Origin of the sequence: Endozoicomonas gorgoniicola (assembly GCF_025562715.2) — a bacterium.
GTDB classification, from domain to species: Bacteria; Pseudomonadota; Gammaproteobacteria; order Pseudomonadales; family Endozoicomonadaceae; genus Endozoicomonas_A; species Endozoicomonas_A gorgoniicola.
On record NZ_JAPFCC010000001.1, the window covers coordinates 817,377 to 837,589 of the forward strand.

Below are 20,213 nucleotides of genomic sequence, written 5' to 3' on the forward strand. Positions count from 1 at the left end.
CGTTATAAGGTATTCGATTAAGTAATTCATTTGTTCTGGCGTCAGCATTGCCATCCCTCCATCGCTAAAAATTAAGGCTCACTATGGGATCAGTTAAAGAATCCGCCTTACGGTTAGTACTCAAGGCGAGGGACACCCTCTCTGGCCCGCTTCAGCAATCGGCTAAATCGCTGGAAAAGCTACGCCATAAAACCCATGAGCTGAAACAACAACTTAGCACCCTTGAACAACAGGACAAGTTGTTATCGGCTTTTCAGCAGCAGAAAAAGACCGTTCAGGCATCGGGGCAGGCGTATAAGCAGGCTGAACAGAAGGTTGAACAGTTAGCGCAGGAATATAAAAAGACCGCCAAGCCCACCAAGGCGATGCAGCGATCACTGGATAATGCCCGTAAGTCAGTCATTGCGGCAAACCGAGCCTATCAGCAGCAGCGGGGGAAATTAGCCGAGCTGCGTGGCTCTCTGGAGAAAGCCGGATTATCGAACCGTAAGATTGCCCAGCAGCAGAACCGGCTACAAAGAGAACTGAAACAAACATCAGCGGCTTACCAAAAGCTAACGGCTAAAAGCCAACAGGCCAACCGTACTTTACGACGCAACCCGTTTAAGAAGGTGGCCAGTGATGCCAGTCTTGCCTCAAAAGGTATTAACGGATTGGCAGGTCGATTCACGGCATTGGTATCCGCTGGTGCTGGTTTGTACGCCATCAAGCGTGCCATGCAGGGTGTTTTAGGAGCCGGGGATCAGTTTGAACGGCTGGAAGTACAACTGGCGGCCATTATGGGCAGTATCGAGGAAGGCAACCGGGCGGTTGAATGGATCAAGGACTTCACCTCTAAAACCCCACTGGAGTTACAGCAGGTTGCTGACTCGTTTACTGCGCTGAAGAACTTCGGGCTTGATCCGATGGACGGCACGCTTCAGGCCATTGTGGATCAGACCTCCAAACTCGGCGGCGGGATGGAACGCCTGAACGGGATGACTCTTGCCCTGGGTCAGGCGTGGGCAAAACAAAAGCTGCAAGGGGAGGAAATTCTACAGCTTGTAGAGCGTGGCGTTCCGGTCTGGAGTCTGCTGGAAAAAGTCACTGGCAAAAATACTCAGGAGTTACAGAAGCTATCCAGTGCCGGGAAACTGGGTCGGGACACCATCAAGCTACTGATTGAAGAGATTGGTAAATCCAGCGAAGGGGCAGCTGCCGCTAATATGAGCCTGCTGTCAGGCTTGATGGCGAATATGTCCGATGAGTGGCTGAAGTTTAAAGGGCAGATTGCCGATTCCGGCTGGCTGGATTACGTCAAAGGTCAGTTAAAAAGCTTTGCCATCAGCATTCAGGAATTAACGGACAACGGCAAACTGGCTGCTGTGGCACAATCCATCAGCGATGGCTTTATCAGCATGGCGGAGAGTATCAAGGCGTCACTTTCTGGTGTCACCATTGAAGGGTTTGTTTCCGGAATAAAAAACGGTTTCCGTACAGTCAGTACCGCTTTGAGCGATGCCAGGTCAGCGTTTGAGATAACCGGCTCTACCGTCAAACTGTTCTTTAATGGCTTTATGGTGGGAGTGAACGGTTTTGGTGCTGTGGTGACTGCGACCTTTGCTTCCATTACCAGCGGTTTGTCCAGCCTGTTTAAAGCGGTCAATGCTGATGAAATGGCTGCAAAAACCGCAGCCATTACCGCCACGCTGGATGCCATGAGCAATGACTTTGCAGCGAAGGTCAAGCAGGACGCTTCCGATGTCAATGCGGCCTTATCGGATATAGGCGACAGCCTTGTCAGAAATAACGAACTGTCCCAGCAAAAAATCCGGCAGCATAATAAAAAGACCATTGACCAGCTGCTGGATAATTACCAGCAGGTCAAGCCCGCCGCTGAAGAAGTCGCAAAGGCCGCACAGTCTGCCTTTGCCGATGCTGCCGATGCCCTGAAACAAATAGACGCTGCCGAAACCCGCACTGAGCTGGCTGACCTTGGCGTGGCACTGGCCGAAGCCTACAGCAACGGCACGCTGACCCAGGAGCAATACACTGAAGCACTGGAACGGGTTAAACAAAAGCTTCAGGAAGTGACACAAGTTGCTCAATCACTGGGCAAAGAGATAGGCGGTCTCAATACTGAAATAACCCACAATAACGACAAACTAAAAACCACCGGTTCCGGCCTGGCAGGGGTCTTCAACCGAACCACCGCCGAACTCCATGCCCTGAGCGCACAGGCAGAAGATGCTTTTCTGGCCATGCAGGGTGCCACCCAAATTGACACCAGCGATACTTCTGACCAGTTAGGCCAGTTAAAACATCAGCTCAGAGAAGCGAAGGAAGAAGCGGGTCGGCTTGCTAATGTCACCAGCGGTTTTGATCCCACCGGGATTGGTAGCTGGTTGTCGGATACCGCAGCCAATGCCGCTTATGTGAAAGCGCAGTTTTTACAGCAGAAAGTCACGCTGGAGTCACTGCTTTCCGGTTATGAAGACGGAACTCTTACCGCCCAAAATCTCGCTTATGCCGGACGCTCTGCCGCACACTCTCTGGACTTGCTTAACCATCAAGACCTTGACCGCCTGACGGATGCCATTGATCAGGCTGAAGACAGTATGGAGCAGCTGGGCAACAGTACCCGCAGTACGCTGGACAGTATGCAGGACGAACTGGATCAGCTCCAGGGCAAGCAGGAGTCTATTGAAAGGCGACGCTTTGAGAGCCGGAACCGTGACCTACAAAGCCAGTTACAAGAAGCCCAACAGGAGGGAAGCGCTGAGTCAGTCAGCAATATTCAGCAAGCCCTTAGCCTCAATAACCAGATTTACAGCGAACGGCGCAGGCAAATCCAGCAGGACAAACTGGAAGAACGACAGCGGGAGTTTAAGAATCTGCCCGCCCCGCCACCGCCCAAAAGAGAGTGGCGCAGCAGTGAAAAAGTGATCCGATTGGAGTACCCGGGAGGTAATGTCAAAGTAGGCATCAATAGCAGTGATGAAGCGAAGTTTCTGGAAGCATTAAAGAATGCAGGATTGAGGTCAGTGTGATGACTCTGGATGATATAGAACTGCCGGATGATCTGTTGTGGGTCAACGAGTTTGACTGGAATCCGGTCGAACAGACAACAGAGCGAAGCCTGACCGGATCACTACTGGTTCAGGAGCAAAGCCTCAAGCATGGGAGACCGATTGAACTGTCCGGCAATGATGAGTCGGGCTGGGTGCCTCGGTCTACGGTAGAAGCCCTGCTACAGACCAGCCAGACACCGAATAAGGTCATGACGCTAACGCTTTCTGACAGCCGAACCTTTCCGGTTATTTTTGATCGACGCAATGGCTCACCGATTCAAGCCCGACAAGTGCTTCCTTTCGCTTACCCGGATGAAAATTATCAATACAGTCTCACTATTCGCTTATTAACAATTGATATTTCTGAATAAACGTTAATATTAAAAACTTCCAATATCAAATCTTCTTAAATAAATATTTCCTGACTTAAGCGGGTTTATGTGTTTATCAACCAGGCAGCAGAAGAAAAGGTTGTTGTAATATTCGTGGTATATGTACTTGCAATGAAGTTCTTTTTTTGGTTCAGCTTTAAAAGAATAGTGATTCTTTATTGAATCTGGATATTTGGTCATATAAATGTTGTAAGGATGCGAATTGAAGTGTTCGGTACTACCAATGAGTCCTTTAGCACTTATCCAATCAATAAAAGGCATTCCTTGTTGATACATTAAAAAGTTGCCTTTCTTATTGAGAAATTTTGATCCTGATTCAAATGAAACTACTGAATTTGAGTTTGCGGCATTAAATAGTATTTCAATATCCGACTTCCATTGATCAATAAAATAATCACACTCCTCAATTGTCAGAGCATGAGTGGCGATTGCCTGAAAAATAATGACTAGTAAGCATAATTTCAATTTCATGCAGGAAGGATAGACCATGGCTATCAACAACGACGATGTAAAGCTCTTCGAAAGCCAGCGCCTCAGTGACGAGGAAGACGGCGGTGGTCGGGCAACTGGCACCGAAGTCATCGACGGCAACGTCAACAACCTGTTTCAGGATATCTCAAGGATCGACCGAACTATTGGTGATGTGGCTTTGCGTAAAGCCTACGTGGGCATCAGCACCGATAATAACGATGCCTACCTTGGCAGCCATCTGATCCTGACCGAACCTCCGGTGTTTGTCAACAAAGTTGTCGCCTCATCTCACGCAGCTTACCTCAGTCGATCAGTGTCCGACCTGTCTGGATTCAACCAGACTTCACGGCTAAGGTTCCCGTCTCTTTTGTATGGTGGTTAGAACGTTGAAGTCTAACCACCGTTGACGAATTTACAGGCAAGCCCGGGATGAATTCGATGAGGAATTAAACTTCTCTGGGCGCTTCTCCCTTGCGGTTGATTACGGTGATGCTGTTTGCTTTTTCATTAAGGCCGTCTTTTATGTCCAGAATAAATTCCCAGGGATCGTTGAGATCGTAAAGAAGGCGGAGCTGATCTCCTGGGGTAGGCAGAAGATCTTTCAGGCTGGTGTCGTCAGCGTAATCATTGTAACGGGGTCTCAGAAGCGGGTCAGCCACCTTGTATATATCACCGTAAAAGTCTTCATAGACAAAATGGTACAGGTGCTGATGGCTGAATGAAAAAGCGCTCAAAACTGATTTTGCCAGTTTTTCAAAACTTGTGCCCAGGGGTACCATGAGAGTTCTCCGGCATTTGTAGGCGGGCATTGAGACATCAATGATATAGCTGTCTTTTAGTTCCGGCTTAACTGGAAGTAGAAGCTGTTTAATGTCATTTCGCCATTGTCGAACTACTTTCTGCATACCGTTAACTTCATAGAGTATGTCCTGACAACCAGAGGGCAGAAAAAGCCCTTGCAGATCAATGGATTTCTGGAAGGCATTAAACAGGGTGACACCCAGAGGAGAAAATTGCAGGTGACCGAGCTGATTGTTCTCTTGCCATCGAATATGGGCGAGGCCAAAAAGATTCAGCAGTGCAACGTTGTAAGCCCCCAGGCTGTGAGGCAGTATTTCAAGAGCTGTTTCTGAAATGGGCTCCTCAGTAAAGTCTGACGTTCTGAGAAAATTAGCGCCACTGCAGCCCAGTATGCAGTGGCTGCGGCCTGACAGTTCTTCACCAATAATGTCTGAGACACCTCTTGTTAGCCATGCGCCCAGCAGGCTGAAGTATTGTTCAACTGCTGTTAGCTGTTGCCACTGAGCTAACATATTTTCGTGGATGATGAGCTTGAATTTGTTGACTCCCACTACAATAACCCGCCCAAGTCCGGATGCTCGGACCAGCAGGTACAAACCTAATGTTGATGGATAATGGATGGTCAGAGGTCGCTTAAGTTCAGGCTTGTCGGGATTGGTTAATTCTTCATTCAGAAGTGCAGTCCATTTCTGGACAGGCTGCCGTTTGCCTTTACTCAGTGGAACCGGCTTTTCGATGAGCCGGTTCAGAAAACGATTGAAATCTTTGACTACAGAGCCCGGCTCCGAGTCTGTGAAAGCTTGAGACCGAATGATTTTCAGAGAATCGCTTGAGAGATCGATAAGTTTCATTTTACTTCAGTTAGCCCAGATAGGTTTCATAGGTTTCTGACAGGGTTTCATGGAACCCCCGGCCCATTTTCGAGGTCTTGTCTAACAGGTCACATAGCTGGTCATCGAATATTTGGACTAACCCCTCTTTTTTTATGAACTTGACAGCCCTGTCATGCATACTTTCCATGCTGCTGTAAAACGGCTCGTCAATCTCGCCATACTCTCTGGTACACCAGACTCCTGATTCAACAAAAGTTAGCATGATATCGGCAAGGCCTGTATTGGAACTGGAGACTTTTTTGTAATCTGAAATGGCTTTTTTGGCGACAGATGCCCGCATGCGCGGAAACTGTCGCCGTCCAGAAGGGATGTATTCATCCCTGACGATTTATTTGTACTTTTCCAGCACAGCAGAATCATCATCAAAGAAAGAGGCCTTTACTCCCTGCCTGCCTGATTTTTTCAGGATGTTGTTACCTTGTCTTGTAATGAGTGGCTGGTACTGGCTACGCTCAGCTCTTCTGAGGAAATCACATCTTTCACCGTCCTTTCACCCTCTGCGATTAACTTCTGAATTTCGCCACAAAAATACCGAACATTCTCAGAGCGAATTGTGTTCTGGTGATCCAGACGTTTTTGGAAACTAATCCTGTATTCTGGACGTATGTCATAGTCGGCGATCACGGCTGGTTTGAAATCCAGATCATCAAGCTTTAGCAAGTCGTGAATCGAAGCCCACTGGTCTTCCTCGCGCAATTTGAGCAGTGGGTTGATGATATAGTGACCCCGTTTTATGCGTTTAAAGAGTTTGCGGTTATAAGGTGAATCCCTTTCAACCTCATTACCGGATAGAATGCTGCTGATGTAAGACTGGCGTTTCCGTCGCTCAGGGAGGACAGAGTCCGGCAATTGCTGTACCCGTTCGGTAATTTCTTTGGCTGTGAATCCACAGTTGATACTCAAGACATTGCCGAGTGTTCGGTAAAACAGGGCGAACATCAGGTTGAGTATAAACAGACCCATCAGTTTTTTGTCGAGTTTGATCAGACGCCCTTCGGCCTGAATGGAAAGGCTGTCTGGCTCCAGTAATTGATAAATGTCAGGTAGTTTATTTTTAGCGTACTTTTCATCAAACAGTGCTATCTCTATAGCCAGTTGCAGCGCATTAAGTCCGTTGCTGCCGGTTTTATTCGGGTTTGCTCCCCGCTCAACCAGCTCTTTAACCAGTCCTGCATTGCCAATACGAGAGGCGACCATCAACGGTGTAAGGTTGAAAATTGTTCTGTGATCAATGCCGTACTGCTCGGTATCCCGCAACACTGAGCCAGGATTTTTTAAATCGTAGGTCATGTAGTGTTTACGGTACAGTTGGGTCAGTGACTTGCCTTCCGGTTGAGACGCAGCTTTTACGCCAGCTTTGACCAGGGCATTCAGGGTGGGGCGATGGTGATAAATAATGGCGTATTCCAGGGCCAGAATCCGCTTTTTCTTATTAGTACCAGTCAGGGCTTCTTCCCGCAGAGCGGTAAAGGCATTTTGATCGAGTACAGGCCAGGGCACAGGTTTCTGTTTAAGGATTCTGTCACGAATATCGTCAGCTTGTTCCTGCTTTCCCTGCAGTTCGAGTTTGCGTGCTTCTTTCTGCCATTCATCCAGACTGGAATCCTGTTTATCGAGGGAAAGGTCACTGCTGTGCCGATCCATATCCAGCAGACGAATCAGGGGGTGCTTCTGACGTTCTTCTACAAGGAATAAATTGCTGACAGCCCGGGTCATGGCCACATAAAGCGCATTGATATAGAACTTGTAGACTTCCAGGGATTTGTCGCTTTTATCCTTTGCACGAGCGTAGTTCAGGGTATCACCCTCAAGTGCTTTAGGGTCTACACCCGAAGCGATGTCCAGAAATGCTTTTTCCTCATCGCTGATAAAGTTGTAAAGGATGATGTTGTCATATTCCAGCCCTTTGGCTTCCTGAATTGAAAAGACCAAGGGCGTTTTGAACCATTTACTGGCTTTCGCTTTCTGGTCAGGGTGCATAACCAGCACAGCAAATTTGGTGGAGTGGGAGGTTTTTGTGTTCAGGTCTTTTTTGACTTTATCGCTGTCGTTCAGTAATTGCAGGCTTCCACGTTGCCCCCCAATACTGTCAACCAGGTAGTTACTCTCTTTATCGATAGAGCCAAAACGGGCATGTTTTAGCTTCAGGATACGATTGGCAATATGAGTGACGACCGGAGAGTTTCTGTAATTTGACTGCAATACCCGGACAACTTCACCATGACCGGTGAGTGTTTTCTGTTCAAAGAATAACGACTTTACTTTTGACCATGAGAAAAAGTTGGGATGTACAATTTGATTCGAGTCACCACAAAGGATAAAGTGACCCGCATTGCGTAACGTTTTAAGAATCAGGTATAGCTGAATATTGGTAATATCCTGGACTTCATCGACCACGATAAAATCGTAGCGGGCAGAGGCTTTGGAGAGATATTCATGGCTGACGATATTGGTATCGTAAAGCTGATTTAATTTCAGGTGGCTGAGATATTTTTCAAAAAGGTCGTAAACACCTGAACGCTCTTCCTCGCTGTATATAGACTGCTTGATGCCCAGCTTAAGGTACTCACTCCGTGATAACCAGGCGGATTCTGTTGATGGGCCTGTGAGTACCCCTCTGAACTCTTCAAACAGCTTGTGAGGGTCTTTCAGTTTGCTTTGGCCTTTATGTCTCTGGAACCAGACTGAAAAATCCCTTAGCTTGATTTCGTTGCCATCAGGCACTCTGATACTTTCGATAAACTCATGAAATGACAGAAAGTCAACTTCCTGATTTTCATTTTCATAACCGTTAGCGTAATAGAGATTGCGGGCATTTTGCACTAGAAAAGGCGATAGACTGACATATAAAACATCGCCGGAAGCCTGCTTCATTTTCTCCAGAGTGAGGGCGGTTTTACCACTACCGGCGCTGCCAATGATGACCAGGGGTGGGGGTAGTTTGTAGACAGACTGCTGAGCATCATCAAAGGATATGATTTTATCCAACAGGTTAAAGCGGTCACTGCCCGTATTGAGATAGACCAGTTCTTTGGATTCGGCAATGTCCGTATTACTTATTACTGGAATTTTATCCTCATCCACGACCACGCCTCGGCTTAAAAAACGGGACTTTTCATAGGCATGGTTTAGTACGTGTTCCAGAATAAGGCAGTACGGTTCACCTTGAAAGCGGTACAATGAAAACAGTATTCGATCACTACGGTTCAGCCTTGCACGGTAAAGGTTATTATCAATCTTACGGACATCGGCCTGAGTGAAATTGCCTGCTTCCAGTGCTTTCTGAACTTTGGCCAAGCCCGGAATGTTTCTGGGGTTCAGGTCGTTGTAAAAAAGTACATTCATGATATTTAGAAGTTGAGCATTACAATGCCTGTTGCTCATGATCCTGTTTATGGATGGTAGGTGCGAAGTAGGAGGTATTATAGTTCAGGTTGTAAACCGGATACTATGTAAAACTATGGTTTAGATTTGGCGACTATCATCATATTCTGAAATGGGTTCCCGCCCCACCGCCATATTTCAAAGCCCTAGCGACATCTGTCGTTGGGGTTTTGTTTTATCCAGCCCAGTATAAAGGGCTGTTTCTGTTTCCTTCGTAGTTTTCAGCCCCTGTCGTTTAACTGCATTTTTGCCTGTTTTTTCTCTGTTTTTCTCTCTTCTCTGAAAAAGTGGAGGAATTCACTCTTCGACACCTCCACTTTGGTTTTATCTTTGAAAACAGTACGTTAGTTCATTTTTTTGCTGGAGGTAGTAACAGCGGTTCGCAGGCGTTTTTCTGATAGGGGCTCGGCACCAGTTTCGAAACATCATATCATTGCTTTGGATGTATTGGGGGAGCCTAAAAAATGTATTCTGAAATTGAGCTGAAGAACTTTTACGCTAGGGAATCTATTGCTGTAGGTGCGTTTAATTGTCCGAATAAGCAGAAGTGCTCTGAAGCCGAACCACGACCGCTTTATCACGGAGCAGAGGCGCACGTAGGATCAAAATATGGTGAATTATTCAGAATAGTGGTAGTAGCTTTGGATACTGGGCATGAACCAGCTGATCTGGAGAAAAGACGATCTATTATTGAAGGTCTTTGGGGCGAGTCATTAAATCCGCATATGAGAGGCACTACGGAATTAATCCAGGGTTTATTAAAAGGGCAGATTGAGGAAAATACATCTCCACATCCTTTTTATGCGATGATTAATGCTGCCAAATGCTCTGGGGCTGATGGGAAAAGAGACATGGTCTCAGGAGCGCTGTATAATCACTGTCGACCTTTTGCACTTCAAGAGATTGAATTATTAAGTCCTCAACTTCTCGTAGCTCAAGGTAAAAAAGCTGCTTCTGTTTTGTCTGCCCCTCAGATACCGTTAGACGATTTAATTGCTGTCGCTGGAGCAATTTCAGAGGACAAAGAAATACAGCAGTGGTTGATATCTTTCGCTAGACAACATCTTCGAGCTTATTCACAAAGCGAGGGAGAGTATGTACCTGTTTTGGAAGTACCTCATCCATCCTCCCGGAATGGTAGCTGGACTCTTTTTAAGAACATCGCACTTGCTCCTGTCCTAAGTTTGATAAAAGAATTAACTAAAATGAAAGTGGCTTCATAATTGTCGAACAATTCATTGTGAAAGCTGCATTGACAGGCTTTTGAAGTGTTCCCTTTGCTCGTCCCACAGCATCGGGAACGGTTTCAGGCAATCCTTCAGGAGCAGTACCCAGGTTCCGGTGTTGCAAAGAATCGCTTCCTGAATCTCCGGAGCCAGACAGGTCAGTCGGATTAACTTTGAGATCCTGGCCTTGTCTATTTTCTCTTTTTCTGCCAGATTGCGAACGCTCTTAAACCTTCCGCTTTCTAGCATCTTCATCCACCGATGCCCCTGAATCAAAGCTCTCTGAAGAGACACCATATCCTCATGGCCAATCATGCCGTCAGGTGTTTCAATGGTGGCTTTACCGCCCCGGTGAAAAATCCGGATGGGTACAGTGACTTTGATTAGGTTCTCATCTTCCAGAAACTCAACGGTTTCTTCAGCGGTTTTCCGTATTCTTGCCATTATGTAGCTCCTTGCAGTTCTTGTGTGACGGCGTTGATGCCATCCGGTTGGTAGTAAATGGTCACTTGGTTCAGATCCAGTTCAATGCGCTTGATCAGCAACTCAACCAGACGACGCTTTTCCGGTGCGAACAATTCATCCCAAATGGAAGCGAGGTCGTTTAACGCCGTTCGAATGATGTCTTCACTGATGGTTTTATCTACCTCACTGGCCTGCTGCCACACTTTAAACAGCAGCTCCGGACTGGTCAGCCTTTTGCGGGTTTCTTCCAGTATGAGATTCTCAACAGCAGTGGCCGACAGGGGCGGCAAGGGCGCGTTTTTATAGCCTTTGGCTTGTGCAGTGCGACTCACGTAATAACGGAACTGTTGCCCGTTACGGCGGATACTGCTGGTGGTCAGGGCATGGCCGTCGGGACCGAACAATAATCCTCTCAAGAAAGATGGGTTCTTTCTTTGTCGTGACTCTCTGGAGCGCAGGCTGGCATGCACATCGAAAGTACCATGAGCCTTTGCCCATAAATCCATAGTGATAATCGGTTTGTGTTCGCCAGGATACCATTGCCCCTTGTTACCGATCTCGCCAATGTAGATCCGGTTCTTCAGAATGCGATGAATCGTATTTTTGGCAAACTCGATACCTCCCCGGCTACCACCATCCCGCAAAGGTATCTGCTTGGTTTTATGACCTTGTTCGTTGACCACTTCACAAGTGGCGATAATTGAGCGTGTTTTGACGAAGGTTTTAAAAATCAGCTTAACGATTTCAGCTTCTGCCGGATTAATAATGAGTTTGCGCTCATTGACGTCATAGCCCAATGGCGGGTTGCCACCCATCCACATGCCTTTCTTTTTCGAGAGCAGGAATTTATCCCTGATGCGCTCGCTCGTCACTTCCCTTTCAAACTGTGAAAACGACAGCAGAATATTGAGAGTAAGTCTTCCCATACTGCTGGTGGTGTTAAATTGCTGGGTTACGGAAACAAACGACACATTATGTTTATCAAACAGATCCACCAGCTGGGCAAAATCAGCCAGTGAACGACTTAGCCTGTCTACCTTATAAACCACCACAATATCGACAAGCCCGGCCTGAACATCCCGAAGCAGTCGCTGCAACGCAGGGCGCTCAACATTACCTCCGGAAAAGCCACCATCGTTATAGTCATCGGGTACCAGTACCCAGCCTTCATGCTTCTGGGAGTGAATGTACGCTTCGGCGGCATCCCTTTGGGCATGTAACGAGTTAAACTCTTGCTCTAACCCTTCTTCTGATGATTTACGGGTATAAATGGCGCATCGCTTTTTCACCAACGTGTTTTTAGTTGTTGGCATTCTGACCTCCTTTCAGGCCGAAAAATAAAGGACCCGACCAGCTAGAGCCAGTAATGGTCTGTGCAATTTTGCTCAGGCTTTTGTAAATCACTCCCCGGTACTCAAACCCTTCCGGTGTGACAATGACCCGATGTTCCTCACCGTTATACTCTTTGGTGATGACCGTACCCAAAGGCGGCCTGAACAAACGGCTGTTTTTAGGCTTTGGTTTGTGCTCACTATGCTTGCTGGCCTGCTTGAGCCGTTCTTTGCTCTTCTCACTCAGTCCACCAAAAGCCAGCTCCTGAATCCGGTTGGCTAACCGTTGTCGTAAAATTCGAAGATCCAGGCCAGGTGCCGGTTTGCCGTACAACTCCCGCCATAGCATTCTGAGTTCATCGGTTTTCATCTTCTGCAGTGCCAGCACCCTCGCTGCGATACTCTCTTCTTTCATAAGCTACCTCTGTCGTTATTCTCAGCAGTGTCTACAGTCATGCATGAGGTAGCCGGTTTATCCAGTCGAACAGGTTCTTTGTGTCGGGCTTTCTGTTGCTTGCGGAGAATGGCAGCGGTCAACAGAAAGATGATTTCTTCGCCAGGGGATTTTGTTGGTTCTGATGATAAAGGTTCGTCCATGATGAGCGCCTGATGGTTTTACGAAGTCTTATCGCCAGTGTTGTGTTTATTTATTTTTGATTCCATACCGGAGTATCTGGCTCTGTATGGCTTCCTCAGAAACATTGACAACCAAGGCAGTCAGGGACAAGATATGCACTGTATAAAAGAACAGTAATAAATAATAAGCCGGAGAATAGCAGTAGAACGGTAAACATTGGAGGTTTGGATGCCCCATATGAAACGAGTCCTGAGACATATCTCGGACAGTTATTGCCGTGAATTACTGAAGTTAACCAGTATTTCAAAAGTAGACAGGGTTATTGCCCACGAGCCTGAATTCATTACGACTATTGATTTGTCGGAAGTCGTTGCTTCTCTGAATAAGAGACAACGACAGATGTTTAATGATTTTACCCGGCGCATTGACCATATGACGGACGATGTGGGACAGGAGATTCTGGCCCGGTTGGTTTGTGATAAAACGACCTATGCTGTGCAGAGTGGCCCTTATAATCAGTCAACCTGGGTGTTTCTTCATGAGCAGTCCGTTTTTGAGCAGGCTGAAAGTGAGCGCTTTGCTGATGAGGCCCGGTTAACTGCCAAGTGGGATAGTTTCAAAGTTTTGTCCAGCGTGGATCAGCTACCGGATTTGGACCAGCTAAAAAAGTACCTTGTGCAGCACTTTGGTGGTGATGATGAAGTGCTGGTGGAGCTGTTTGAACGTGAACGACCATGTATTGATGGCACGATAGAAGCTCTACAGCAGGTAATGGTATACCGTGAAGGTCTACCCAGCCTTTTAAAAGAAGTTTCCCGGGAGAAAAAAACGCTCAGGGAAACCATGGTTAAGCCTGCAAGAGAATACGCTTTTCTCTGGAACCCCAAAAAGGGAGAGCTGGAAGTTGTCACCCGCAGAAAGCAGGAGCGAGAACAGTTGGCTGAGCTTTTTACCAGTAATGGGTTGGGTATAGAGCAGGCACCAGAGAAACTAGAAAAAAGGCAGTTGACTCTGGATGTCTTGAAATCAGAAAAACCTCTGCCATTCAACCGGGAAGAGGGTATTGAACAGGTGTCTGTTGCCGCTCTTAAATTCAGATCTACTCAAACCGATGCGACTTATACGGTTCACTCCCCTGCACGAAAAGCCCACGAAATGAATGTTTATCAAGTTATGCGGGAAGATCAGCAGGATTCACTGCTGCATAGCGAACACTACATCGTTGTTGAGGCATCCATTGCGGTAAAGTTCCGTAAGAAAGAAGGACAGAGTCGGGCGAATAGCACCACGATTCATCTCAAAACGCCTTGTTCATCCAATTTGCAGGAGCTGACTGAACGTGAACGCTACCTCAGCTGGAATAAGCTGAAGGAGTGGGGGCTAACCCATGACTGAAGTGCTGAAGCTGCCTGAAAGGAAGCGGACTTTTCGTTATCTGGCCGGTCTTTACGAAACGAATACCGACAGGATTCTGAAGGCTAGCCTGGAGGTTGATGCGCCCAATGAAGCGACGGATATTATCAGTTCGGGAGCCTTGGCCCCAGATGGTCTGGCGTATGAAATTCCCATTGATACAACCGATGGTATCCAGTGGCTTGACGTGATTGAGCGCGAGCCAGGCGTTTTCACTTGCTATTGCGCTTCTGAAGGATTTATTGAAATTACTGAAGAGCAGCAGCGTCAGTACTTCTATGATCTAGACTGGTTGATCAAAGTACTCAAGAGCCACCTGAAGCTGACCGGCGACCAGATTACTGTGGTTCCAACACAGTTGGAATGGCTGGGAAACCTTCGGGTTGATGAACAGCTTTACCAGGTTTTACTTGCAAGACACCTGACTAGTATGGGTGGCTACAAGAGCATTTATCAGGGGCTGGATAGCTGGAGCGGCAAAGGGGCTGGCGTGATTCTGACAGTACCTGAGCGATATGATCATCTGCTCCCTTTGCCAGGCGGTTATCCGGTAGTCTCGGTTATGTCACTGCTGTCTTCAGAAAGCCCTTGTAGAATAGAGAGTAAAAAACTGAAAGAGTTTCTGCGAGCAACTTTCCAGCCTGACGCAGGTAAGCTGGAAGTTCGATGGGAATGCTATGGTATTCAGGGGCGCTTTAAGGCAGACAATCGTGAACCTTGGGATATTCGTGGTGAGAAACGCTGTGGGGTAACCAGTCTGATCTATGATGCCTGGTTAGCGGGTAATGCAGGAATTACCACTGATCAGTTGAATGAAGAAGGGTTTAAAGTCACTCATCCTGGTAACTGTTATAACGACCACCGATGGAAAGATTACATTCGTTATGAAAACAAGCTTTGGAGTATCAAGGCTGAGAGGTTAACTCGCCGAAGATCATCTCCATAATAAATAGTACAACCCTGATTCTCTGGATTCCGGCCAATGAGCCGGATTTTTTTTGATTTTCTCCTAAATATACGCCAGCTACTTCCCAGCTACACCTCAACTACTTCTGAGCTACTTCGGCTGCCCCATTATTGTTCCTGCCATTGGAAGAAACAAGAAGGAGCATGAAATGGAGATTCAACACCTGAGCCAGAATGAGCTGGCACAACGCTGGCGGATAAGTCCTTACACCCTGGAAAAGTGGCGTATGCAGGGTTTGGGGCCTCGTTATATCAAACTTGGGAACCGTGTCGTTTATCGACAGGAAGATGTTGAAGCTCATGAAAACTCACACACCCACATTGGGACATCGCAACCTGTTGTGTGTCAGGGAGGTGGGGTATGAGTATCGAGCTGAACGATATCCAGACCATGAAGGTCGAAGAGCTGGCGTCTTGTTCCGGAAAAGAACTGGCACTGCTTTTAAACGATGTTGAAAAAGCTATGAGTCAGTTAGAGACCCAGAAGCTCTGGTTGGAATCCGTGGTTGCTTATAAATATGTCTACCGTGCCTCTCAGCTTCGTTCGCAGTTACAGCAAGACTTCGGAACCGTCAGCTTTGATGACGAAGGAACCCGGGTGCTGGTGGACCAGCCCAGGGAAGTGAGCTGGGATCAGCAGAAACTTAAAGCGATTGCTCAGCGGATTCAGGAACAGGGTGAAGATCCTTCGGAGTTTCTGGATGTTGAGTACTCAGTGTCGCAGGAGAAGTTTGATCAGTGGCCACAGCAGCTTCGTCGATCTTTTGAACCTGCATTAAAAATCAAGCCGGGTCACTGTACCTACAGGCTGGTGGGAGGTGATGTATGAGCCTTCCTATTTTAAACGCAGAGCAGCGCAGCCAGGAACGCAAAGGTATCAAGTGCGTTCTGCTCGGCAATAGCGGGGTTGGTAAAACGACGCTTCTGCACAGCTTGAATACGGACTCCACCCTGTTTGTGGATTTGGAAGCTGGTGATCTGGCAGTGCAGGACTGGCAGGGCGACACCATTCGTCCGGCTACCTGGTCAGAGTTTCGTAACTTTGCGGTATTTCTGGGTGGCCCTAATCCGGCCTTGCGGGATGATCAGGTTTACTCCAAGGCACATTACGATTCAGTTTGTCGTAAATACGGTGATCCGAAAACTTTGGATAAGTACGACACTTATTTCATTGACTCCATCACGGTGCTGGGACGGCTTTGCTTCCAGTGGTGCAAAGGCCAGCCGCAGGCTTTCTCCGAGAAAACCGGCAAGCCCGACACTCGCGGAGCGTATGGTCTGCACGGGCAAGAGATGATCGCGGCACTGACTCACCTGCAACACGCCAGAGGCAAGAACGTGGTGTTTGTCGCCATTCTGGAAGAGCGGGTAGACGACTTTAACCGCAAGCTTCACCAGCTGCAGATCGAAGGCAGTAAAACCGGGCTGGAGTTACCGGGCATTGTTGACCAGGTGGTTACACTGGCCAGCCTACCCGATGAAGAAGGCAACCTGCGTCGTACCTTTGTTTGCCAGACCCTTAACCCCTATGGCTACCCAGCCAAGGATCGCAGCGGACGACTGGATGTATTCGAGCCGCCTCACCTTGGACAGCTGTTTAACAAGATCCACACCGGATCAAGACAGCCTGTCCACTTCGAAACTCAATCTCATGGAACGGAGAAACAGCAATGACTCGCTGGAATGACTTTAACGACGCTAACGATCAGGGCAGTTACGATGTGATCCCTTCAGGCACTCTGGTCAAAGTCCGGATGAGCATCAAACCGGGCGGATTTGACCATCCCGAGATGGGCTGGACCGGAGGTTATGCCACCCAGGGTGACACCGGTGCCGTCTATCTGAACGCTGAGTTTACGGTACTGGAAGGGCAGTATGCCAAGCGCAAAATCTGGTCACTGATCGGTATGCATAGTCCCAAGGGGCCGGAGTGGGAGAATATGGGGCGCTCTTTTGTCCGAGGTATTCTCCAGTCGGCTCGTGGTATCAAGGCAGACGACAACAGTCCACCTGCTTACAAAGCCCGGCAGTTACAGTCCCTGTCTGAGCTGGATGGCATTGAGTTCCTGGCTAAAGTCAGCACGGAAAAGGATCAGTACGACGACCCTAAAAATGTCATCAAGCAGGCCATTACGCCAGAGCATAAGCAGTATGCCCAGTTGATGCAGGGTGGTGCGGCTCCACAGACAACCCAGCAGCCCAAGCCTACTCACAGTCAGTTGCAATCGCAGCTCTACAGTCCTCCGGATTCTGCTCCGCACCCGGCGGATAGCTACAACAACCAGTGGGATTAAGGCTCTTAAGCCCACCGTTTGGTGGGCTTTTCCCCGACAGGGACGGTAAGGATGAATAATAAGTGGCTTGATTTTAACGACGTACCTGAGCAGGGCTCGGGCGACAAGCTCGATGCTGAAGACGTCAAGCGACGTATTCAGGAACGATTGCCCGAGTATTTGAACTGGCTGTTTCCCAACGGTAAGCAGAGAGGTCAGAAGTTTGTTCTGGGCAATGTCCAGGGCAAGAAAGGCAAGAGTCTGGAAGTGGAACTTTCGGGCAACGAAGCCGGGCTTTGGCATGACTTTGAGAGCAGTGAGGGTGGGGATATTATCAGCCTGACCGCTGAACACCAGAAACTGGATGCCCAGCGGGATTTTCCTGAAATCATCCGCTTCATGGCGGAGTGGCTGGGGATGCCTTTATTCTCACCCCCTGTTACTGCCAGCCATCAGGACGATTATGAAGACCTTGGTCATCATACGGGCAAGTGGGATTACCACGACAGTGAAGGAAACCTGATCGCCTGTGTCTACCGCTACGATACCCCGGATGGTAAAGAGTTCAGACCGTGGGATGTTAAAACACGCAAAACCAAGGCTCCGAACCCAAGACCGCTTTATAACCAGCCAGGCATCAAATCAGCGAACGAAGTCTTGCTGGTGGAGGGGGAGAAGGCTGCTCAGGCTCTGATTGAAAGCGGCTATTGCGCCACGACGGCCATGAATGGCGCAAAGGCCCCTACGGATAAAACTGACTGGTCGCCACTGAAAGGCAAGCGTGTAACCCTTTGGCCTGATAACGACGATGCAGGATTAGAGTACGCTTTCAACGCCGCTAAAGCGATTGCCGATGCTGGAGCGTTATCTGTTGTTGTATTGAAGCCTCCAGTGGATAAACCCGAAAAGTGGGATGCAGCGGATGCTGCTGGAGAAAGCTTTGATATTGATCACTGGATGACGACTGCTGACCGCAAGACTATCAAGTCAGGTGGGCTCTGTATTCGTGACTGGAGCGCCTTGCGCTATCAGGGGAAAGCACCGGAGCAGAAGTACTTGATTGATGGTTCCTTTCCAATGGGCGTGGTCTCTATTCTGGCGGCAATGGGTGACACCGGTAAAGGTATGCTGACTCTGAAGCTGGCTCTGGAAGTGGCTTGTGGTGAGAGTACCGGAGATGAGGTGTTTGGTGGCCGGGTGCTTCAGCATGGCACTGCAGTCGTCTTTACCGCTGAGGATGATCATGCAGAAGTGCATCGTCGCCTGGAAAAACTGGACGCCAATAATCTGAGATTAAAATACGCTGAAAAACTTCTGATTGTTCCACTTCCGAATGCTGGTGGCCCTTTTCCCATTGTCCGGGAAACCTCTGATGGTCCTAACACGACACCTGAGTTCGTTCAGGTGGTTCGTCAGCTACAGGCAATTGATGATTTGACGCTGGTGGTCTTTGATCCGTTGTCGTCCTTTGTTCATGGAGATGTCAATGCTGATCCGGCAGTGGGAAGCTATCTTACAGGGCTGATGGCTAACCTGGCCTGTGAAACCAGTGCTGCTGTGATTGTGATTCATCATATGCGTAAACCACCCGGCCAGAAACCTATTGAGAGTCCAGAGCAAGCAAGGGACGCCATTCGTGGCAGTACGGCCCTGGTGGATGGTTCCCGAATGGCTTATGCCATCTGGCCAGCTCAGGAGCAGATGGTTCAACAGGTCTGTACCACTCTGAACCTGACAGCAGAGCCCCGGAGCATCTACATGGGAACCGTGGTTAAATCCAATGGACCTGCAGACCGGACACTGCGAACCTTTAAGCGAAACTTTGTCGGTTTGCTGGAAGACTTAACGACACGGATCAGGCGCAGTGAGCCTTCAAGTCATGATCTGTCAGGTGAGTTGGCAGGTGCCATTCGGCAATGTGCTGAGCGCGGCCATCCATTAACACATACAGGAGTTAATGGCGTCTTCAAGCAACGGCATCGTCTACCGGGTGAGTTTCACCCAATGTCCCGTCACCGGTTGGAAAATATGGTGCAGGAGTTGCTGAATGAACACCCGCCAAGAATCGTCAAAGGAACATTATTAAATTCCAAAGAACAGAAGTGGCTGGACTCTCCCTGGGGGAGTTTTGCACAAGGAAAAGGTGTCATAAAAGCGGGTGCAGATTGTCCGTTTCAGAGCTAAAACCGTTTCCAGAACGTTTCCGGTTTCCAGCGTTTCCGGAACGTTTCCAGAGCTTTTGGAAATAGAGACAACTTTAAGAAAACTCTATAAGTGACTGTTTCATAGACTTATAACCAAAAATAAAAAGACATGTGTCGCATTTCCAGAGGACTGGAAATGGAAACGCTTTGGAAATGGTTAAGTACTTGAAAAATAACCCGTTTCCAATTTCCAGCCTCCCTTACTTAAGTAAGTAAGGTTGGAACTTAAATTCCCAACCTTACTGACACGTAATGTTCCCGGCTGGAAACGACTCACGGAGGAGATCGCAATGGATACCGATGAACTGGCAAAACGCTATCGGGAAGCCTGGCTGGTGGCACGACAATTGCCGTCTGGTATTCACCTCCGGCATGCGGCTTTCTGGCCTGAGGTGAATCCCAATCGTTGGGAGGTGTACCAGAGCGAGGGGAGGGTGGTCAGGCGACCATTGCCCTCCGATGATGCTGTTGACCGGATGGTCGAGTGCATGCGTTGGCTTCGCTGGATCAGCAGGGAGGAGCGAGATTTGGTCTGGCTTCGGGCATCAGGATTGCCCTGGCGAGTGATTGCTGAAGACATGGGTGTAAACCGGAAGACTCCCTATGCTCACTGGAGCAAGGCCATGAGCAAGATTTCCATCCATTTGTCTCGAAGGACGTAACCCGACGTAACTCAGAGTAGCTTGTGTTATCCGTTTATATCTGGGTAGAGCCAAAACAGGCACCACTTCAAGAATTGGACACTTTTCCCGGTTTTGTTAAAAATT

20 protein-coding genes are annotated in these 20,213 nt (G+C 48.2%); 12 read left to right on the forward strand and 8 right to left on the reverse strand.

The annotated features are described in order from the left end of the window. Positions 1 to 83 precede the first annotated feature (83 nt). Both NX722_RS03800 and NX722_RS03805 read left to right on the forward strand, forming a co-directional pair. Positions 84 to 3,029 (forward strand): tape measure protein, encoded by a 2,946-nt coding sequence (locus tag NX722_RS03800; RefSeq protein ID WP_262566779.1) that lies wholly within the window; start codon positions 84 to 86, stop codon positions 3,027 to 3,029. Beyond that, complete coding sequence (locus NX722_RS03805; RefSeq protein ID WP_262566780.1) at positions 3,029 to 3,421, forward strand: hypothetical protein; 393 nt, start codon at positions 3,029 to 3,031, stop codon at positions 3,419 to 3,421. Before NX722_RS03800 ends, NX722_RS03805 begins: the two co-directional genes overlap by 1 nt. Positions 3,422 to 3,430: 9 nt before the next feature. On the opposite strand, the gene NX722_RS03810 is transcribed toward NX722_RS03805, so the two are convergent. Then, positions 3,431 to 3,913 carry a hypothetical protein gene (locus tag NX722_RS03810; protein WP_262566781.1) on the reverse strand — a complete coding sequence of 161 codons (483 nt, stop codon included), beginning with the start codon at positions 3,911 to 3,913 and terminating at the stop codon, positions 3,431 to 3,433. A 16-nt stretch (positions 3,914 to 3,929) separates the two neighbouring features. On the opposite strand from NX722_RS03810, the gene NX722_RS03815 reads away from it, so the two are divergent. Continuing rightward, complete coding sequence (locus tag NX722_RS03815; protein WP_262566782.1) at positions 3,930 to 4,295, forward strand: hypothetical protein; 366 nt, start codon at positions 3,930 to 3,932, stop codon at positions 4,293 to 4,295. A gap of 64 nt (positions 4,296 to 4,359) precedes the next feature. Here the strand turns inward: NX722_RS03815 and NX722_RS03820 are convergent, their stop codons facing one another. The 3 genes from NX722_RS03820 to NX722_RS03830 form a co-directional block, all read right to left on the reverse strand. Further along, the gene (locus NX722_RS03820; RefSeq protein ID WP_262566783.1) at positions 4,360 to 5,565 is read right to left on the reverse strand and encodes a plasmid pRiA4b ORF-3 family protein; all 1,206 of its coding nucleotides are present in this window, start codon (positions 5,563 to 5,565) and stop codon (positions 4,360 to 4,362) included. A 10-nt stretch (positions 5,566 to 5,575) separates the two neighbouring features. Beyond that, positions 5,576 to 5,935 carry a DUF6155 family protein gene (locus NX722_RS03825; protein ID WP_322740965.1) on the reverse strand — a complete coding sequence of 120 codons (360 nt, stop codon included), beginning with the start codon at positions 5,933 to 5,935 and terminating at the stop codon, positions 5,576 to 5,578. Between the two features lie 74 nt (positions 5,936 to 6,009). Beyond that, positions 6,010 to 8,952, reverse strand: a complete 2,943-nt coding sequence (locus NX722_RS03830) for a UvrD-helicase domain-containing protein (protein WP_262566784.1) — start codon at positions 8,950 to 8,952, stop codon at positions 6,010 to 6,012. 503 nt (positions 8,953 to 9,455) lie between these two features. On the opposite strand from NX722_RS03830, the gene NX722_RS03835 reads away from it, so the two are divergent. Next, complete coding sequence (locus tag NX722_RS03835; protein ID WP_262566785.1) at positions 9,456 to 10,214, forward strand: uracil-DNA glycosylase family protein; 759 nt, start codon at positions 9,456 to 9,458, stop codon at positions 10,212 to 10,214. Positions 10,215 to 10,226: 12 nt separating this feature from the next. Here NX722_RS03835 and NX722_RS03840 read toward each other — a convergent pair whose 3' ends face one another. From NX722_RS03840 to NX722_RS03855, 4 genes are read right to left on the reverse strand one after another with little or no spacing between them, the layout of a single operon-like run. Continuing rightward, the gene (locus NX722_RS03840; protein ID WP_262566786.1) at positions 10,227 to 10,661 is read right to left on the reverse strand and encodes a hypothetical protein; all 435 of its coding nucleotides are present in this window, start codon (positions 10,659 to 10,661) and stop codon (positions 10,227 to 10,229) included. Next, positions 10,661 to 11,995, reverse strand: coding sequence for a recombinase family protein (locus NX722_RS03845; protein ID WP_262566787.1), 1,335 nt, complete (start codon positions 11,993 to 11,995; stop codon positions 10,661 to 10,663). The genes NX722_RS03840 and NX722_RS03845 overlap by 1 nt, the downstream gene beginning before the upstream one ends. Continuing rightward, entirely contained in the window at positions 11,982 to 12,428 is a 447-nt protein-coding gene (locus NX722_RS03850) for a DUF2924 domain-containing protein (protein WP_262566788.1), read from the reverse strand. The genes NX722_RS03845 and NX722_RS03850 overlap by 14 nt, the downstream gene beginning before the upstream one ends. Continuing rightward, positions 12,425 to 12,610, reverse strand: coding sequence for a hypothetical protein (locus tag NX722_RS03855; RefSeq protein ID WP_262566789.1), 186 nt, complete (start codon positions 12,608 to 12,610; stop codon positions 12,425 to 12,427). Before NX722_RS03855 ends, NX722_RS03850 begins: the two co-directional genes overlap by 4 nt. Positions 12,611 to 12,827: 217 nt before the next feature. Between NX722_RS03855 and NX722_RS03860 the strand changes: the two genes are divergently transcribed. From NX722_RS03860 to NX722_RS03895, 8 genes are all read left to right on the forward strand, one after another. Next, on the forward strand, positions 12,828 to 13,985 hold the full coding sequence (locus NX722_RS03860) for a hypothetical protein (RefSeq protein WP_262566790.1): 1,158 nt from the start codon (positions 12,828 to 12,830) through the stop codon (positions 13,983 to 13,985). Continuing rightward, positions 13,978 to 14,949, forward strand: coding sequence for a hypothetical protein (locus tag NX722_RS03865; RefSeq protein WP_262566791.1), 972 nt, complete (start codon positions 13,978 to 13,980; stop codon positions 14,947 to 14,949). The genes NX722_RS03860 and NX722_RS03865 overlap by 8 nt, the downstream gene beginning before the upstream one ends. A 169-nt stretch (positions 14,950 to 15,118) precedes the next feature. After that, positions 15,119 to 15,334, forward strand: coding sequence for a helix-turn-helix transcriptional regulator (locus tag NX722_RS03870; protein ID WP_262566792.1), 216 nt, complete (start codon positions 15,119 to 15,121; stop codon positions 15,332 to 15,334). After that, the gene (locus tag NX722_RS03875; protein WP_262566793.1) at positions 15,331 to 15,798 is read left to right on the forward strand and encodes a hypothetical protein; all 468 of its coding nucleotides are present in this window, start codon (positions 15,331 to 15,333) and stop codon (positions 15,796 to 15,798) included. Before NX722_RS03870 ends, NX722_RS03875 begins: the two co-directional genes overlap by 4 nt. Beyond that, positions 15,795 to 16,643, forward strand: coding sequence for an ATP-binding protein (locus NX722_RS03880; protein WP_262566794.1), 849 nt, complete (start codon positions 15,795 to 15,797; stop codon positions 16,641 to 16,643). The genes NX722_RS03875 and NX722_RS03880 overlap by 4 nt, the downstream gene beginning before the upstream one ends. Further along, positions 16,640 to 17,263 (forward strand): hypothetical protein, encoded by a 624-nt coding sequence (locus NX722_RS03885; RefSeq protein ID WP_262566795.1) that lies wholly within the window; start codon positions 16,640 to 16,642, stop codon positions 17,261 to 17,263. Before NX722_RS03880 ends, NX722_RS03885 begins: the two co-directional genes overlap by 4 nt. A 51-nt stretch (positions 17,264 to 17,314) precedes the next feature. Further along, positions 17,315 to 19,426, forward strand: coding sequence for an AAA family ATPase (locus NX722_RS03890; protein ID WP_262566796.1), 2,112 nt, complete (start codon positions 17,315 to 17,317; stop codon positions 19,424 to 19,426). Between the two features lie 310 nt (positions 19,427 to 19,736). After that, positions 19,737 to 20,108, forward strand: a complete 372-nt coding sequence (locus NX722_RS03895; protein ID WP_262566797.1) for a DUF6362 family protein — start codon at positions 19,737 to 19,739, stop codon at positions 20,106 to 20,108. The last annotated feature ends 105 nt before the right edge of the window (positions 20,109 to 20,213 follow it).

Bases quoted from the DNA above. Each gene is read 5' to 3' on its own strand.
- NX722_RS03800 (WP_262566779.1), top strand. From the start codon at position 84: ATGGGATCAGTTAAAGAATCCGCCTTACGGTTAGTACTCAAGGCGAGG.
- NX722_RS03805 (WP_262566780.1), top strand. From the start codon at position 3,029: ATGACTCTGGATGATATAGAACTGCCGGATGATCTGTTGTGGGTCAAC.
- NX722_RS03810 (WP_262566781.1), bottom strand. From the start codon at position 3,913: ATGAAATTGAAATTATGCTTACTAGTCATTATTTTTCAGGCAATCGCC.
- NX722_RS03815 (WP_262566782.1), top strand. From the start codon at position 3,930: ATGGCTATCAACAACGACGATGTAAAGCTCTTCGAAAGCCAGCGCCTC.
- NX722_RS03820 (WP_262566783.1), bottom strand. From the start codon at position 5,565: ATGAAACTTATCGATCTCTCAAGCGATTCTCTGAAAATCATTCGGTCT.
- NX722_RS03830 (WP_262566784.1), bottom strand. From the start codon at position 8,952: ATGAATGTACTTTTTTACAACGACCTGAACCCCAGAAACATTCCGGGC.
- NX722_RS03835 (WP_262566785.1), top strand. From the start codon at position 9,456: ATGTATTCTGAAATTGAGCTGAAGAACTTTTACGCTAGGGAATCTATT.
- NX722_RS03840 (WP_262566786.1), bottom strand. From the start codon at position 10,661: ATGGCAAGAATACGGAAAACCGCTGAAGAAACCGTTGAGTTTCTGGAA.
- NX722_RS03845 (WP_262566787.1), bottom strand. From the start codon at position 11,995: ATGCCAACAACTAAAAACACGTTGGTGAAAAAGCGATGCGCCATTTAT.
- NX722_RS03850 (WP_262566788.1), bottom strand. From the start codon at position 12,428: ATGAAAGAAGAGAGTATCGCAGCGAGGGTGCTGGCACTGCAGAAGATG.
- NX722_RS03855 (WP_262566789.1), bottom strand. From the start codon at position 12,610: ATGGACGAACCTTTATCATCAGAACCAACAAAATCCCCTGGCGAAGAA.
- NX722_RS03860 (WP_262566790.1), top strand. From the start codon at position 12,828: ATGAAACGAGTCCTGAGACATATCTCGGACAGTTATTGCCGTGAATTA.
- NX722_RS03865 (WP_262566791.1), top strand. From the start codon at position 13,978: ATGACTGAAGTGCTGAAGCTGCCTGAAAGGAAGCGGACTTTTCGTTAT.
- NX722_RS03870 (WP_262566792.1), top strand. From the start codon at position 15,119: ATGGAGATTCAACACCTGAGCCAGAATGAGCTGGCACAACGCTGGCGG.
- NX722_RS03875 (WP_262566793.1), top strand. From the start codon at position 15,331: ATGAGTATCGAGCTGAACGATATCCAGACCATGAAGGTCGAAGAGCTG.
- NX722_RS03880 (WP_262566794.1), top strand. From the start codon at position 15,795: ATGAGCCTTCCTATTTTAAACGCAGAGCAGCGCAGCCAGGAACGCAAA.
- NX722_RS03885 (WP_262566795.1), top strand. From the start codon at position 16,640: ATGACTCGCTGGAATGACTTTAACGACGCTAACGATCAGGGCAGTTAC.
- NX722_RS03890 (WP_262566796.1), top strand. From the start codon at position 17,315: ATGAATAATAAGTGGCTTGATTTTAACGACGTACCTGAGCAGGGCTCG.
- NX722_RS03895 (WP_262566797.1), top strand. From the start codon at position 19,737: ATGGATACCGATGAACTGGCAAAACGCTATCGGGAAGCCTGGCTGGTG.